The 15,041-nt window shown below is 40.7% G+C and carries 13 protein-coding genes; 1 reads left to right on the forward strand and 12 read right to left on the reverse strand.

Annotation, left to right across the window (positions count from 1 at the left end):
- Positions 1-4: 4 nt before the first annotated feature.
- The 3 genes from DWV68_RS10620 to gpr form a co-directional block, all read right to left on the reverse strand.
- Positions 5-1,339, reverse strand: a complete 1,335-nt coding sequence (locus DWV68_RS10620; protein ID WP_118665735.1) for an MBOAT family O-acyltransferase — start codon at positions 1,337-1,339, stop codon at positions 5-7.
- A gap of 116 nt (positions 1,340-1,455) precedes the next feature.
- Positions 1,456-2,769 carry a stage II sporulation protein P gene (locus DWV68_RS10625; RefSeq protein ID WP_243089534.1) on the reverse strand — a complete coding sequence of 438 codons (1,314 nt, stop codon included), beginning with the start codon at positions 2,767-2,769 and terminating at the stop codon, positions 1,456-1,458.
- A gap of 60 nt (positions 2,770-2,829) precedes the next feature.
- Positions 2,830-3,777, reverse strand: coding sequence for a GPR endopeptidase (gene gpr / locus DWV68_RS10630; protein ID WP_117840937.1), 948 nt, complete (start codon positions 3,775-3,777; stop codon positions 2,830-2,832).
- A gap of 192 nt (positions 3,778-3,969) precedes the next feature.
- Between gpr and rpsT the strand changes: the two genes are divergently transcribed.
- Complete coding sequence (rpsT, locus tag DWV68_RS10635; protein WP_022243092.1) at positions 3,970-4,233, forward strand: 30S ribosomal protein S20; 264 nt, start codon at positions 3,970-3,972, stop codon at positions 4,231-4,233.
- A gap of 73 nt (positions 4,234-4,306) precedes the next feature.
- Here the strand turns inward: rpsT and holA are convergent, their stop codons facing one another.
- The 9 genes from holA to argB all read right to left on the reverse strand — a co-directional run bounded on the left by holA (position 4,307) and on the right by argB (position 15,000).
- A complete protein-coding gene (gene holA, locus DWV68_RS10640) occupies positions 4,307-5,284 on the reverse strand; it encodes a DNA polymerase III subunit delta (protein WP_118665737.1) in 978 nt (325 codons plus the stop codon).
- A 43-nt stretch (positions 5,285-5,327) separates the two neighbouring features.
- Positions 5,328-7,721 (reverse strand): DNA internalization-related competence protein ComEC/Rec2, encoded by a 2,394-nt coding sequence (locus DWV68_RS10645; protein WP_279222412.1) that lies wholly within the window; start codon positions 7,719-7,721, stop codon positions 5,328-5,330.
- Positions 7,722-7,924: 203 nt separating this feature from the next.
- On the reverse strand, positions 7,925-8,887 hold the full coding sequence (locus tag DWV68_RS10650) for a GerMN domain-containing protein (RefSeq protein WP_117696980.1): 963 nt from the start codon (positions 8,885-8,887) through the stop codon (positions 7,925-7,927).
- 10 nt (positions 8,888-8,897) lie between these two features.
- Positions 8,898-10,346, reverse strand: a complete 1,449-nt coding sequence (locus DWV68_RS10655) for a sensor histidine kinase (RefSeq protein WP_117696977.1) — start codon at positions 10,344-10,346, stop codon at positions 8,898-8,900.
- A gap of 33 nt (positions 10,347-10,379) precedes the next feature.
- Entirely contained in the window at positions 10,380-11,069 is a 690-nt protein-coding gene (locus tag DWV68_RS10660) for a response regulator transcription factor (RefSeq protein WP_022243097.1), read from the reverse strand.
- An 8-nt stretch (positions 11,070-11,077) separates the two neighbouring features.
- The gene (locus DWV68_RS10665; RefSeq protein ID WP_022243098.1) at positions 11,078-11,653 is read right to left on the reverse strand and encodes a ComEA family DNA-binding protein; all 576 of its coding nucleotides are present in this window, start codon (positions 11,651-11,653) and stop codon (positions 11,078-11,080) included.
- A gap of 106 nt (positions 11,654-11,759) precedes the next feature.
- Positions 11,760-12,905 (reverse strand): hypothetical protein, encoded by a 1,146-nt coding sequence (locus tag DWV68_RS10670; RefSeq protein WP_118665741.1) that lies wholly within the window; start codon positions 12,903-12,905, stop codon positions 11,760-11,762.
- A 9-nt stretch (positions 12,906-12,914) separates the two neighbouring features.
- Entirely contained in the window at positions 12,915-14,108 is a 1,194-nt protein-coding gene (locus DWV68_RS10675; protein ID WP_118087368.1) for an aspartate aminotransferase family protein, read from the reverse strand.
- Positions 14,101-15,000, reverse strand: coding sequence for an acetylglutamate kinase (gene argB, locus DWV68_RS10680; RefSeq protein WP_118665743.1), 900 nt, complete (start codon positions 14,998-15,000; stop codon positions 14,101-14,103). The genes DWV68_RS10675 and argB overlap by 8 nt, the downstream gene beginning before the upstream one ends.
- Positions 15,001-15,041: the final 41 nt, after the last annotated feature.

The raw sequence follows: 15,041 nt of genomic DNA on the forward strand, positions 1-15,041 counted from the left end.
CCCATTAAAAACTAAAATACATAAACGGATTGTTCAGTCCATTTGCAATCTGATAAATACAAATCCATAATACAACAAACAAAATTGCTTTCATCCACCACTTCTTCCAGCATTTTTTTAATATCTTATCCATAAAAGGAAGTGATACCACGAATGCCAATAGGAAAAACACTCCATAGGTTCTGCCGTATTTCAGATAATCGCCTGCATTGACTGCGATTCCAGTTCCAAAGAACGGGAACAGTCTTGCAAAATATACTTTCAAATCAGATAACTTCGTAATTGCAAACACGACCCAGGTCAGAGGGATTACAAACCAGATGTAAAGGTGTGCCAGCCATCCATGTTTCTCTAAAAAATTTCTGATTACAAATCGTTCCAACGCAATAAATACAAATAAAATCAAGCCCCATAATGGAAAATTAATGGTAGAGCCATGCCACATTCCGGTTACAACCCAGACAATCAGCAGATTGAAAAATGTCCACGCATTTCCCTTCCGGTTGCCTCCCAAGGGAATATATAAATAATCACGGAACCATCTTCCCAGTGTAATGTGCCACCGGCGGTAAAACTCAGACACTGTCCTGGAACGATACGGATGGTCAAAGTTCTTCGGCAAATCAAACCCAAGCATCTCTCCGATTCCGATTGCCATCAGGGAATATCCCTGGAAATCAAAGAATAACTGTGCAGAATAACCGAATGCTCCCATCCACGCTAACGGTGTGGAAATACTCTCAAAGCCAATGCCCTGAATATCACGCCAGAGAATTGCCAGATGATTTGCAATAATTACTTTATATCCCAATCCTATGATAAAAAGAGTCAGACCATGTTCGATTTTCTCCAGACGGATTGGATGTTTCTTTAACTGCTCTGCCATATTGGCAAACTGGGCAATCGGTCCGGATATCAGCTTTGGGAACAAAAGGATATAAGTTCCATACTCCAGATAATCCCTCAACGCTGCTGTTTTCTTCTTATAGACATCCAGCACATAGGAAAGCATGGTAAAAGTATAAAAGCTGATTCCAAGCGGAAGCGACAATCTTGTATACTTAAATATACACAATAATCCGATATTATAGCAAAGCAAAATCACAAGCATGGTATTTCTGCTGCTCTTCCTTCTTATATGATCCATCAGTAATACCAGAATATAGTTCAGACTCATGGAAAACAGTAAAAGAAGTGCATCCTTCCAGCTTCCCATGGCATAAAATACCAGACTTCCAAAGAAAAGTACCGGATTTTTATACTTTACCGGTACCAGATAATATATAATAAGAAAAATCGGCAAAAACCGAAATAAAAATTCTAAGCTTGAAAATTCCATGATAACTCCATATCTTTCGTTTTATTTTACGCATCTCTTTTATTATATAAGAAATGCAAGTGATTTCAATGTGTTTTTCCAAAAAAGTTATTACATTTTCATTACGAAATATTTTTCTAATTTTCTCCATGCAGCACTCTGTTCAAAAGGTCTGCCAGTGGAACCATGGCATTGCGTGCCTCCTCCTGCGTGTTAGTATAGGAACCCATTTCGATCAAAAGATATTTCTCTTTAAAATGCATATTATACCGGTATCCTTTTAAATAAATCGGGCGGGTAAGATTCGGATAATACTCTGCCGCTGCAATCTGCATCTGCAGGGAAAAAGCAAGATTCCCGGTAAGGTTTGGATTATTGAGATAAGAAATATCTCCTAACGCTTTTGTCCGGCTCAGTCCGTTAAAGAACATAATCGGTGCCATCTGCACCCCGTTTACCTCCCGCACCATATGCTTATCCACTGCATCACGATGTAAATCTATTACCACTTCTATGCTCGGATTCTCTGTTAACAGTTGCTCAATGGGTCCCTCCGCATTGGCATAGGCGTGATCTCTGTCTCCCACATCATACTGTCCCATATGATGCATGACCTGAAATCCATATTTTTCCTGTAACAGGCTGGTAAGATATTCCCCTGTTCCCATAACGCCCGTCATTACATCATTTGGGTCGGAATCTGCAAACATTTCCTGGGAATGGGTATGGTAAATCAGAATCTGTGGCTGGTCTGCCGGCGTTTTTATGGTTAAATCCATATTTAACAATTCTTCTGCATTTAACTGACTGCTATTGATGGTTGTTGTATTGTCCACCTGATAAAAATTCTGAATCAGATAATCAAAATCATTTAATTTTTCTCTTGGAATCTCCACCAACGGCTGAGAGCTGACTGCTGTATGATCCGGGGCTGCCGGCTGCTCTGCCGCTTCTGCTGCCGCATCTGCTCCTGCCTGCGCATTTTCCTGCTCCATTTCTGCCACTATGCAGTCCTGATTCTCTCTGCTGGCTGCCTCCGCCATCTGCTTAGCCTCTACTTCCGCTTCATCTTTTCCTTCCAGTGCAACAATCTCTTCTTCTGAAAGGCTGCTCTCAATTGCCGTATCATAAGTCCTTATGGTATCTGCATATCCGATAAGTGGTATCTGGTCTGTCACTTTTTCCAGCAAAAAATCACTCAGTGTCTGTTCCTGCCTGCCCTCTGCCATATAGGCAACAGTCGGAATATACTGTCTGGTCATGGACATGGATATCTCATTTTGTATATAAGAAAAAAAACGTTTTGCCAGTGTTTCCCTTCCGGTTCCCGCTTTCACCATAAGAAAAAATGCATACAACAGAAAAAGTGCAATAGCAGACTGCCTGTACCATTTTTTTCGCTTCCTGACCAGTTCCGTTTTTCCCTGATATCTTTGCCCATAGACTCTCATGCTGCCAGCACCTCCTGTTCTGCCATAGCAAACACTATATTCTATGCAGCTTCTGTCCCTTTAGAACCGGGAGAATGCCAGATTCAGTCCCTCTGATATGGTATAGCTCAGCCTTTTTACCGCTTCATCAATATCTTTTGGGGTTACAAACATTGCATTCAAATGTGGAGATAAAAGTTCTCTTGCCAGCTCATGCTTTTCAATTTCATCCAGACCTGCCAGCCCATTTCCCACACTTTTTAGCTGCGCTGACTCCCGCATGGCTCCGATTAAGTCACTCATGGTATCTGAAACTATCGTTGCGGCATCTACTACGGTAGGAATTCCTATGGCAATTACCGGAATTCCCATGCTTTCTTTATTAATGGCGTGCCTGTGATTGCCCACACCGGAACCGGGATTGATTCCGGTATCCGTAATCTGGATGGTACGGTTCAGACGCTTCACGCTGCGGGCCGCCAGTGCATCCACCACAATTACAATATCCGGTTTCGTCTCTTCAATGACTCCCCGGACAATCTCTCCTGATTCCATGCCGGTCTGTGCCATTACGCCCGGCACAATTCCGCTTATCTGGCTCCTCACCTTATTTCCAAAGGCATATTGTCCATATTCCTTGATAATGTGCCTGGTAATCATCATATTATCTACTACATAAGGTCCTAATGCATCCGGTGTCACTTCCCGGTTACCAAGACCCACTACCAATATCTTGAGTTCTTCTTTTTTCCCCGGCAGCATGGTTTCAATCACTTTTGCCAGCTGCCCGGACACTTCTCTGTGATAATCCTCATCTTCTTCCATCATGTCCGAAGCCTCAATGGTAATATAGGTTCCCTTCGGTTTTTTCATTGCCTTTGCTCCGTTTTCTGTGTCAATGAACACTCTTGTAATCATGATTTCCGGTGAAATTCTCTCCTCATCTACCCGTACTCCCTTTACTTCAATATGATCTTCATCAAATTTTTCTCTCGTCTCTAATGCGAGGTCTGTTCTTATCTGAAACATAGCTTCACTTCCTGTAAACAATTTTTCCAAATAAATTTTCTTTATTATTTTTTACATTTTTTCTCCAAATATGTATTGACAGATGCAAATATGTGGGATAAACTAACATGGTATGTTTACATTAGAACGTCCGTGTCCGGCTTTAATGAAACAACCAAAAACAATAAAACAATCATATTGGAGGTGTACAGGTTGGCTAACATTAAATCTGCTAAGAAAAGAATTCTTGTAAATCAGACCAAAGCTGATAGAAACAAAGCTATTAGATCAAAAGTTAAAACATCTATTAAGAAAGTAGACGCTGCAATCGCTGCAAACGATAAAGAGGCTGCTGCTGCTGCATTAGTTGCTGCAACATCTGAAATCAACAAAGCTGCTACTAAGGGTGTTTATCACAAGAACACTTCTTCCAGAAAGATTTCACGCTTAAACAAAGCTGTGAACAAAATGGCATAATTGCCGGAAGAGCATAGATTATAAACGATTATAAAAAAGAACGTTTCGTACCGTCATTCGAAACGTTCTTTTTTTATGCACTGTATTTTACAATCAGAAGTTCTACGGCTAACTGATCTGCCATTCTTCCCGTCTTGACATCCTCTTCTGCCTGTCCGCAGTCTTCAATTGCTTCCTTTAACTGATTTATTTTAAAAGCTCCTGCCTGCCGAAGATTCTTCTGCACTGCAAAGCTTGGCATCCCTGCAGTCTTTGCAATACTGACAGCAGGATATCCTTTTGCTGACATGCTTTTTATCAAAAGCAGATTCTGGAACTGTCTTGCAATCAGGAACAAAATCCGCATGGGTGCTTCCTTTAATGCCAGTAAATCGTAATATAAGTCCAAAGCCTTCTTCTGATTCTTAGCAGAGATGGCATCAATCATTTCAAAGATTTTATTTTCCGTCTGTCCGGTACAGATTGCCTCTACATCTGCCGCAGCAATTTCCGTCTTATCCAATGTATAACAGATAAGCTTTTCTAATTCCTTATCAATATTTTCCATATCGGAACCGGTCTTTGACAGGAAAAGCTGCATCACGGACTGGGTAATTTTCTTCCCTTCCCTCTGGATTCTGCCCAGTATCCAGCGAATCAGCATATCTTCCTTCGGGGTCTCAAATTCTACGGCACTTCCAGCCCTGGATGCCGCTTTAAATAATTTGGAACGCTTATCCACTTCTTCTTCCACAAAAACAAAGCAGGTGGATTCCGGCACCTGGCTCATATATTCTGCCAGATCATCACAGCTGTTTTTAAAGAAGCCACTGTTTTCCACCAGAATCATACGCTTTTCTTTAAAGAATGGCAGTGTCTCCGATAAATCAATCAGTTCCTTTGGATTAATATCCTTTCCCTCATATGCCGAAAAATTCATCGTATCATCCGGCTCTACCAGTGCATGTTTTAGCTTATCACGATACTGCCGTTTCAGATAGTCTTCCGTTCCATATAAAAGATATACGTTTTTTAATTGTCCCATTTTAATGTCATTATCTATTGTTTTCATAAAGGATATTATACTATATTTTTACTTCTTTATCAAAGTATACTTACCGAAAGCTGTGAATTGTGATCCTTCCCTTTTCCTCTTCCAGCGAAATCTGACCGCCTTCCATCGTATCAAAAATTTCTGCCGAAGCTTCTTGTAATCGATTTATAGTCTCCTGATGAGGGTGTCCATATCGGTTGTTTTCCCCACAGGAAATCAATGCCAGTTCCGGCGAAAGTGCTTTTAAAAATTTTTCTGTCGAGGAATACTTTGAGCCATGATGTCCTACTTTAAGAAAATCTACTTTCCACAACCGCTGCTTTTCTAAGAGCCAATTTTCTTCTGCTTCTCCGGCATCTCCGGTAAATATCCCGGAAATATATTTCGTCTGATAGAGCAATATCATGGATTTTCCATTCTCATCCTCTGCCTGATACTCTCCGTCCGGAAGGAGGCAGCTTATGGTATCCTCGCCACTTCTTATGCAATCTCCTTCTTTCATATATACGATGGGAATGTTTCTCCGCTCTACCAGTGCACATATGCTCTGATAATTCTTTACATCCGGCTGTTTTCCAGGCAATATAATATTTTCAACAGAATACTCCGTCTCAAGAACTTCTAACAATCCGTTCACATGGTCTTCGTCATAATGGCTTATAAACCAATAATCTATCTTCGTGATTCCATTACTTTTTAGAAACGGCAAAATCCGATACGTTCCCACCTTAGACACATCAGTGCTTCCGCCATCCAGAAAAAGATTGGTATCTTCCCCCAGTCGTACATAGATGCCATCTCCCTGCCCCACATCAAGAACTGCCATAAGATGATTACTCTTTACCGGACGAAGAACCAGAAGTAACACCACGCTTCCAATCAAAACAATCGGAAACTTTCTAAGGAGTATATTTGTATTTCTATTCCCATCTCTGTTTCCGCTTTTCTTTGTCCGTTTTTTTATCAGCAAGCAGGTGGCTGCAAGCATCAGATAATAGAATATGATGCGCTGTATCGGCCACTGTCCTACTATCTTCGTAGCTCCCGGGAGCCGGCTGCACCAGCTGACTCCAACATAAATTCCGTCCAGCAATAATTCCAACATCATGATTACCGGTCCCGCAAACAGCCTTCCTACAACAATTTTTTCCATACACATGAGCAATGTTGCAGCTATCCCGTTTATTAAAACTGCGCTTAACAAGGAAACTATCAGTAGATTCAGAATCAAAGCATAGACCGGCACTTCATAATAATAGTATGCCACCAGTGGAAGTGTTGTAAGTTGAACGGAAAGCGAAACTAAAAAGTTCTGCCGGATTTGCCGTTTCCATATTTCCCGTATTTTATTTACCGCCTTATCGCCTGTTTTCCGTTCCTGTGTTTGCTGTTTTTGCTCCCTTGGAAACAACTGTCCAATACATTTTGCCACTACTACCACACCAAGAATTGCAGCTACCGAAAACTGGAGTCCTGCATTTTCAACCAGATACGGGTTTTTCCATAAAAGCACCAGCACTGCCACAGAAAGAGCGGTTCTGCTATCATAGCTTCGCCCGGACAGCTTGGCTGCCATAAGAAGTGCAAACATAATCCATGCCCGGATAGCAGATATTCCCATCCCGGTCATTTTCACATAACAGAACAAAAATACAACCGCTGCCGTACAGGCACAAAGAGAATTTCCTTTTTTTCTAAGAAGTCCATAACAGAACAGTCCAATGCAGGAAATATGCATTCCACTGATTACCAGCACATGGCTTGCTCCTGCCTGTTGAAAGACTGTTGAAACTTCCTTTTCCAAAAGTTCTTTATCTCCTAAAAGCATTGTTCCAAGAATCCCAGCATTTCTTTCCGATAAATCATTTATATAATCTTCTTTTAATTTTTCTTTTATCATAAATAATTTCTCTGCCAGTACATCTTCTCTTCCATATTCCCCACAAATCCTTTCGGCATCAAAATGATAATCCATATTCAGACTGTGATAATATTGAAATTCATCATAATTACCATCATTGGCAGCGCGATTCAGTTGTCGGATATTTCCTTCTAATACAATGGTTGTTCCAATACGACACGATTGGTCAGATGGTTCTTGCTTCAGTCGAACCAGGACAGAATTGGTTTTATAGGTTTTATCTCCAATCCGTAAGAAAACATGATTAAGATATAATCTTGTCTGATTGTTTTTTCGTTCTTTTTTCTCTATCTTCCCCTGTAAAATTGTCTTTTCATTTTCCGTCTGCCAGCCTCTGGAAGCATCTGTTTCTACAGAAAGGCTGGTCTCCTGCTCTTTTAAAATCGTCTCAATGGTATAGCTTTGCTGCTGCACATACCAGATTCTTGCAATTCCCAGCAGAAAAAATCCTATTCCAAGTACCGCTGTAAACCGGTATACCCTCCGTTTTCTTTGCCGCAGGGCATACAGCAGATACATCTGACACCCTGCCACAAAGCTGATAAGGATAACTTTTATGACCGTCGGAACAGATAGGCAGACAATAATACCACACAGGAACAATATCGTTCCATAGCATAAGGGGCGTTTTATAATTTCGATATAACCCCTCCTAAATATTTTTCTAAGATGTTTCTTCTTAATATGTTGCTTATAAGATATGTTACTTATAAGATACTTCTTCTTAAGACCTTCTACTAAGGTGTCTCTTCTGTTTGTGCTTCTGTAGATACCGTCTCGTTCTCATCTGCACTTACCACATAGTCAAGGTTCCGTTCATAAAGCTGGTCTAATGCAAAACTATCCCGGTAAACACCGCTGGTCTTTCCATTTACAGAAATCTGCACCTTACTAATGGTTGAAATCTCCGATAAAGAGTCTACAATAGAATAAATGACAATTGGCTCCTGTATTTCATAATTCTGATTCAGGAACGCCTCATCTAATGTAACATAGCAGATTCCATTGGTTGTCGTAACATTGACAAGATTTGTTCCTTCCGGAAGTGGTGCTTTCAAATTCTTATCATCCGGTCCCTTTAAAAGATTCTCCATAATCAGTTTTTCCAAGGAAATGTTACTGCTATACTGTACTTCTTTTTCGCATTCTACCAGTCCGTTTCCATCAGCATTTGCATAATATAAATGTAATGTTGTTGTCTGAATGGAATTAATCTGTTTTCCCGGATTCTCAACAAAGCTTTCTTCTGTCATCAGTCCGATTACATTATCCCGGCTGTCTGCCAACGGTGCATCTCCCACATAAAAAGATACATATTTTACATCCGGAAGCTGTACCAGTGTCTTTACCACTGCTGCCCGGCACAACACCTCATCCGTAGACTGCATTTTGGAATAATTATCATTAAAGTAAAGAAACAGCTGATTGCTTTCCAGTGACCAGTCTGTAATTGTAACATCACCAGGAACCGGTTTCTGATACTCCACGCTATCCGTATTGGTGCACAACGCATCTAAAAGAGTGGATATCATGTCCTCTGTCTTGCCCTCTTTTAAATCATATGGCTGCTCTACCACTTTTGTTTTTTCTTTATTCAGATAATAAATATAATACGCCGGGTCATCTGTCTCCTGTCTGCCACACCCTGTGAACAGCGATACCAGAAGGATAAAACTCAGCCATCCTGCAATTTTCTTCATGCCAGACCTCCTAGGCAATGTAATTCAGCGGAATCCGCACAGTAAAGAGCGTTCCCTCACCCTCTGTACTAAATACCTTAATTGCACCACGGTGCATTAATATTGCATTTCTTGTAATGGCAAGTCCAAGTCCGGTTCCACCTATTTCTCTGGAATGGGACTTGTCTACGCGATAGAATCTTTCATAAATATGCTCTAAGGAATCCTCCGGAATACCGATGCCGGAATCCTCTACCTTAAGATAGAAATACTGATAATCTGCATTCAGGGACACATGTACCCAACCGTCTTCCTTATTGTATTTGATTGCATTTTCCACCAGATTGGTAATGGCAAGCGTCAGCTTTACCTCATCAATTTCTGCTGTAACAGGCCGGAAACTTTCCAACACCAGATCTACATGCTGTTTTTCCGCAATCGGTTTTAATCTCTTTAAAATTAAATCCAGCATCTCATTGATGTTAACTGACGTGATATTCAAATCTGATGCAGACTTGTCCATCTTAACCAGCGAGAGCAAATCATTAATAATTTTATTTTCACGTTCAATTTCATTTCCAATGTCTAACATAAATTCACGATACAGTTCTACCGGAACATCTTCCTGTCCATTCAGTGAGTCTGCCAGTACCTTCATAGAAGTAAGCGGTGTTTTCAGCTCATGGGACACATTGGACACAAATTCCTGTCTGGAGTCATCCAGCATCTTCATTCTGCTATAAAGTTTATTAAATTTTTCCGAAATCTGAACTGTTTCAGAATAATCCTTAATCATCAGCTCCCCATCACTGGTTCCATATCCATTCTGAATCTCAGCAATAGAGGATGCCATATTCTTCAACGGGTTTGTCAGACGAACGGATAAAAATACGCTGACTGCAAACAGAAAAACTGCCCCGAAAATCTGAAGCACTAATGCAGCATTTCTCATATATTCCAGATTGGCAAGAATACTATCTGTCGAAACACTGATAAGAAGCACTCCGATAATACTCTTCTCCCCTGACTCTACGTTATCTGTAGTCAGCGGAATCGTCATTTCCACATAATGATTATCCACATCATAATTCATAGAATCCTCACCGCGGAATGACTTTATGACTTCTTCTGAAATAATTGTTTTATCGGTATCCAGATCATAAGTATCTTTTATAATATGAAAAGAAGAATCTATCACAAGAATTCTTCCATCATAAACACGTGACATCTGCTGCAGCTGTGAAGTGATGCTTTCCGACTCCGCTCCATTGATATAATCTGTGGAGACCATCTGGTTTGCAAGAATCTTTGCCTGACCAATTACATCTACACTCCGGTTAGAAACCGCATGTTTCTCATACGCAGTTAAAATTCCGGTCCGGATTAAAATTCCGGTCAAAATACCAATCAGCATAAAAAGACAAATCAGCCGGAATTTCATGCTTTTCAAAAAATTGCGAATACCTTTTTTTCTATTCATAAGTCTGTACCTTCATCCTCTGCTATATCGCTGTTATTTCTGATAGAAATAACCTACACCCCATTTCGTATGCACATATTTTGGCTCACTCGGATTCGGTTCAATCTTCTCACGCAGTCTACGCACATGAACATCCACCGTTCTGACATCGCCCGGATATTCATAACCCCATACCAGATTCAGCAGATTCTCACGGCTGTATACCTTATTCGGATTCATAACAAGAAGCTCTAACAAGTCAAATTCCTTGGCTGTCAGATTAATCTCTCTTCCCTGGACAAACAGTCTGCGGCTCTCACAGTCTAATTTTAAATCGCCGCTCTCTATCACTTTGGAATTTTCTTCCTTCGGTTCACTGGCAGCAGTTCTTCGCATAATTGCTTTGATTCTGGCTTTCACCTCAAGAATATTAAACGGCTTGGTGATATAATCATCTGCACCATATTCCAGTCCTAAGATTTTATCCATATCATCGCCTTTTGCTGTCAGCATGACGATTGGCATATTAGAAAACTCCCGGATTGCCTGACACACTTCAAATCCATCCATCTTCGGAAGCATGATATCCAGTAAAATCATATCAAACTTATTCTCCTGTGCCAGATGCAGTGCCTCTTCACCATCATACGCACAGGTTACTTCCATTCCATCCTGTTCCAATGAAAAACGGATTCCTTTCACTATTAATTTTTCGTCGTCCACAACCAGAACTTTTTTTGCCATTTTACACCTCAGTTAACCATTATATTATCTTTTATTTTTTCAAAAACGCCATTTTTAATTCCGGGAATATTCATTAAATCTTCAATGGTCTGAAATGCGCCATTCTTTTCCCGGTAAGAAATAATTGTCTCAGCTTTTGATTCTCCAATTCCGGAAAGTGTCATAAGCTGTTCCTTTGATGCAGTATTCAGATTAATTCTGCCATCCTCCGGCTCTGCTGCCGAATCAGCACTCCCTGTCTGCTGCAAAAGGTAAGTTTCCTGATCCGGCACCTTTATCATCTGTCCGTCAACAACCGGTTCTGCCTGATTGAGTGCCTCTTTTGCTGCAGCATCCTTTAAGCCTCCTGCCAGTTCTAATACATCGCAGACCCTGGCTCCTTCTGCCACTTCATATACCCCCGGGTGCACTACCTCACCACAGACATATACATAACAAGAAGCCGGCGGGCATAAGACAGCTTCTGTAACCTCTTCACTCTCCATTTGCGTATCCGGCTCAAAATATACGGTATCTTCTTTTCCACATGCCGTATATATAATCCCACAATATAAAGCCAGAGCTAATAACCCGACTTTTTTCATCCGTATCACTCCCTTACATAAATTCTGTTATGCAAGAAAGTCCCCTAATGCTTACTGTTTTCTATTTTAACGAAAATTTGCCCTTTATACAAGTAGTATTTTCAAATTATTCCTGCGGCAGGCTTCCACCATTCCACAGTGCCTTCATCTGCCTTGTAAATTCTGACCAGAACTCACCTGCATTTGCAGCATCCGGTACCAGCTGGCTGTTCTGATACTGCATAAAAGCTGCCTGTTCTGCTTCATCCCGGCTGGCACCTTCATCTGTAGAAATATGACCCGTCATTGCATGCAGGGTATCCACTTCTTCTTTTTCTATAAAAGCAGCAAAATCAGCCGCCATATCTTTTTCCCCCGAAAATTCATTTACCAAAAGGATCCCCGTTCTGGCAACCCCCTGCATCGGTGTGGTATCGTCTAACATCGGCAGCCCGCAAACGCCATAATTTTCTGCTGTCATCTTATTTAAATCATCAGAATCAATGATTGCACACAAAGATGCTCCCTGATTAAAATTCTCCACTACCTGATTTCTGTCAATTTCATCCGTATCAATCCCCACGGTTTCTGAAAGGTTTTTAAAGAAAGTTAATTCATCATTATATTTTTCTCCATATGTAGTCAAAAGGGCATAGTCCGTCTCATTCCATTCCACTTCAGTCCCCACAAATGGATAATCATAAAATCCATCTGCCACATTCCATTCCAGCAGATTTCCTACACCTTCTCCTAAAAGGTTATTCTGTCCATAGTCTAAAATTTCCGAAATGCTCTCCGGTGCTTCCGGAAAATTCTCTTTCTGATATACCATCACCAGTGTATCAAAAAACAATGGGTATTCTTCTTCCGTTGCAACACCATATAAATACGCCTTGTTTTTTGCATCATTCCAGGCAAGATACAAATCCGGATAGTCTTCTTCCGTCATCGTTGCATCATAAATCTGTTCAAGATAAGATTCCTCATCTACATAACGGATTCCCACTGCGATACCGGTTTTGGCATAGTAATCCACTGCACACTGTTCAAAATAATTCCTGCAGTCTGCATCGCTGTACCAAAAGGATAGCTCCTTTTGTGCTGCTTCATATGCTTCTTTTGTTTCCTGCTCAGATGTTATCTGCTCTTTTCTATCTGTTTTTAACTCTGTTTTGCCAGTTTCTTTGCTGCTGTAAAATGCAGCCGCTGACAGCAGGATAACTCCCACTGCCAGCGTTGTTGTTTCTATAATTTCCTTTGTTTTCTTTTTCATATACCCTGCCTATATACGATCCAGTACTTTTTTCAATTTCGATATCATTTCATCCACATGCTCTTTTTCAATCACAAGCGGCGGCACCATACGAATTACATCTGCGCCAGCGGTTATAATAATTAAGCCTTCTTTTAACGCATCTGTTGCGATGCTTCCAACCGGTTTTGTGCTTACGAGTCCCTGCATCAGTCCCATGCCACGGCGGGCTGTAATAAAATCATATTCTTCTACCAGCTTATCCAGTTCTGTCTCCAGATACTGTGCGATTTCTTTTACATGGTCTGTAAGCTTTAATTCTTCAAATAAGTCCATTACCTTACTGACCGCTGCTCCGACAAACGGATTACCTCCATATGTGGTTCCATGGTCACCCGGTGCAAGTGATTTTTCTGCCACATGTTCTGTCATGGCAAAAGCTCCTACCGGGACACCACATCCCAATGCCTTGGCACTGGTCATAATATCCGGTTTAATCCCATAATGCTGCCATGCAAACATTTCTCCGGTTCTTCCCATTCCACACTGGATTTCATCTAAAATAAGAAGAATATCTTTTTCTTTGCAGAGTGCAGAAATCTCTTTCATAAAGGATTCCTCTGCCGGATAAATACCGCCTTCTCCCTGCACGGTTTCAAAGATAATGGCACATGTTTTTTCCGTTACCTGTGCTTTCACACTTTCAATATCATTAAAATCTGCAAATTTCACACCACCACAGAGTGGCTCAAACGGTTCTCTGTAATGGGCATTTCCGGTTACTGATAATGCTCCCAGGGTTCTTCCATGGAAGGAATGGTTCATGGCAATAATCTCATGGTCTGCATGACCATCTCTGGTATAGGCATATTTTTTTGCTGCCTTAATTGCTCCCTCAATGGCTTCTGCTCCACTGTTGGTGAAGAAAACCCTGTCCATTTTGGAAACTTTTAAGAATTTTTCTGCAGCTTCCATAATCGGGACATTATAATAAAGATTTGAAGTATGTGTAATTTTATCAATCTGGTCTTTCAATGCCTGCTTATAAGCTTCATTGCTGTATCCTAACGCTTCTACCGCAATGCCTGCCGCAAAATCAAGATACTTCTTTCCATCGGTATCATAAAGATATACGCCCTCACCATGATCTAATACCAGTGGGAAACGATTATAAGTATGTAATAATGCTTTATCTTCACAATCCATATATTCCTGTTTATTCATGATAAAATTTTTCCTCCTCATCTCCTAAAATTGCTGTTCCGATTCCTCGGTTTGTAAAGATTTCCAGTAACAGACAATGTGCAATTCTACCATCTAAGATATGTACTCTGGACACACCATTTTCAATGGCATCGATACAGTTATTTAATTTTGGAAGCATTCCGCCGCCAATATAACCATCTTCAATCAGCTTGTGTGCATCTGAAATCTTAAGTTCGGAAATCAGTGTAGATTTATCATCCGGGTCTTTGTATACACCTTCAATATCTGTAAGGAATGCAAGTTTTTCCGCCTGTACGGCACGGGCAATTGCACACGCTGCATCATCCGCATTGATATTGTAAGTATCATAATTATCATCAAGACCTACCGGGCAGATAATCGGCAGGAAATCTTTTTCGAGAAGATCATATAAAATCTTTGGATTTACTTCCTTAACTTCACCCACATACCCGATATCCTGTCCATTGGATAATTTCTTATTTACCTTCAGCAGTCCACCATCTTTACCGCTGATACCTACTGCGTTCACGCCAAGCTTTTCTACCATCTGAACCAGTGATTTATTGACTTTTCCAAGAACCATTTCTGCAATTTCCATGGTAGGTGCATCGGTTTTACGAAGTCCATTGATAAATTCCGGCTCCATTCCGGCTTTTGCAACCCATTTGCTGATTTCCTTACCGCCACCATGAACGATAATCGGTTTGAAACCAACCAGTTTTAAAAGAGTTACATCCTGGATAACGCTCTGCTTTAACTCTTCATCTACCATTGCACTTCCGCCGTATTTTACTACGATAATTTTGCGGTTGAAACGCTGGATATATGGCAATGCCTCAATTAATACCTCAGCTTTTTTCAATATTTCCTGCATACTGTTTTCTTCCATCTGACCAATCCTCTTTCCTTTTCTTAAAAAATCTTTTTTCG

The organism is Roseburia sp. AF12-17LB (assembly GCF_003479605.1).
Lineage (GTDB): Bacteria > Bacillota > Clostridia > Lachnospirales > Lachnospiraceae > Roseburia_C > Roseburia_C amylophila.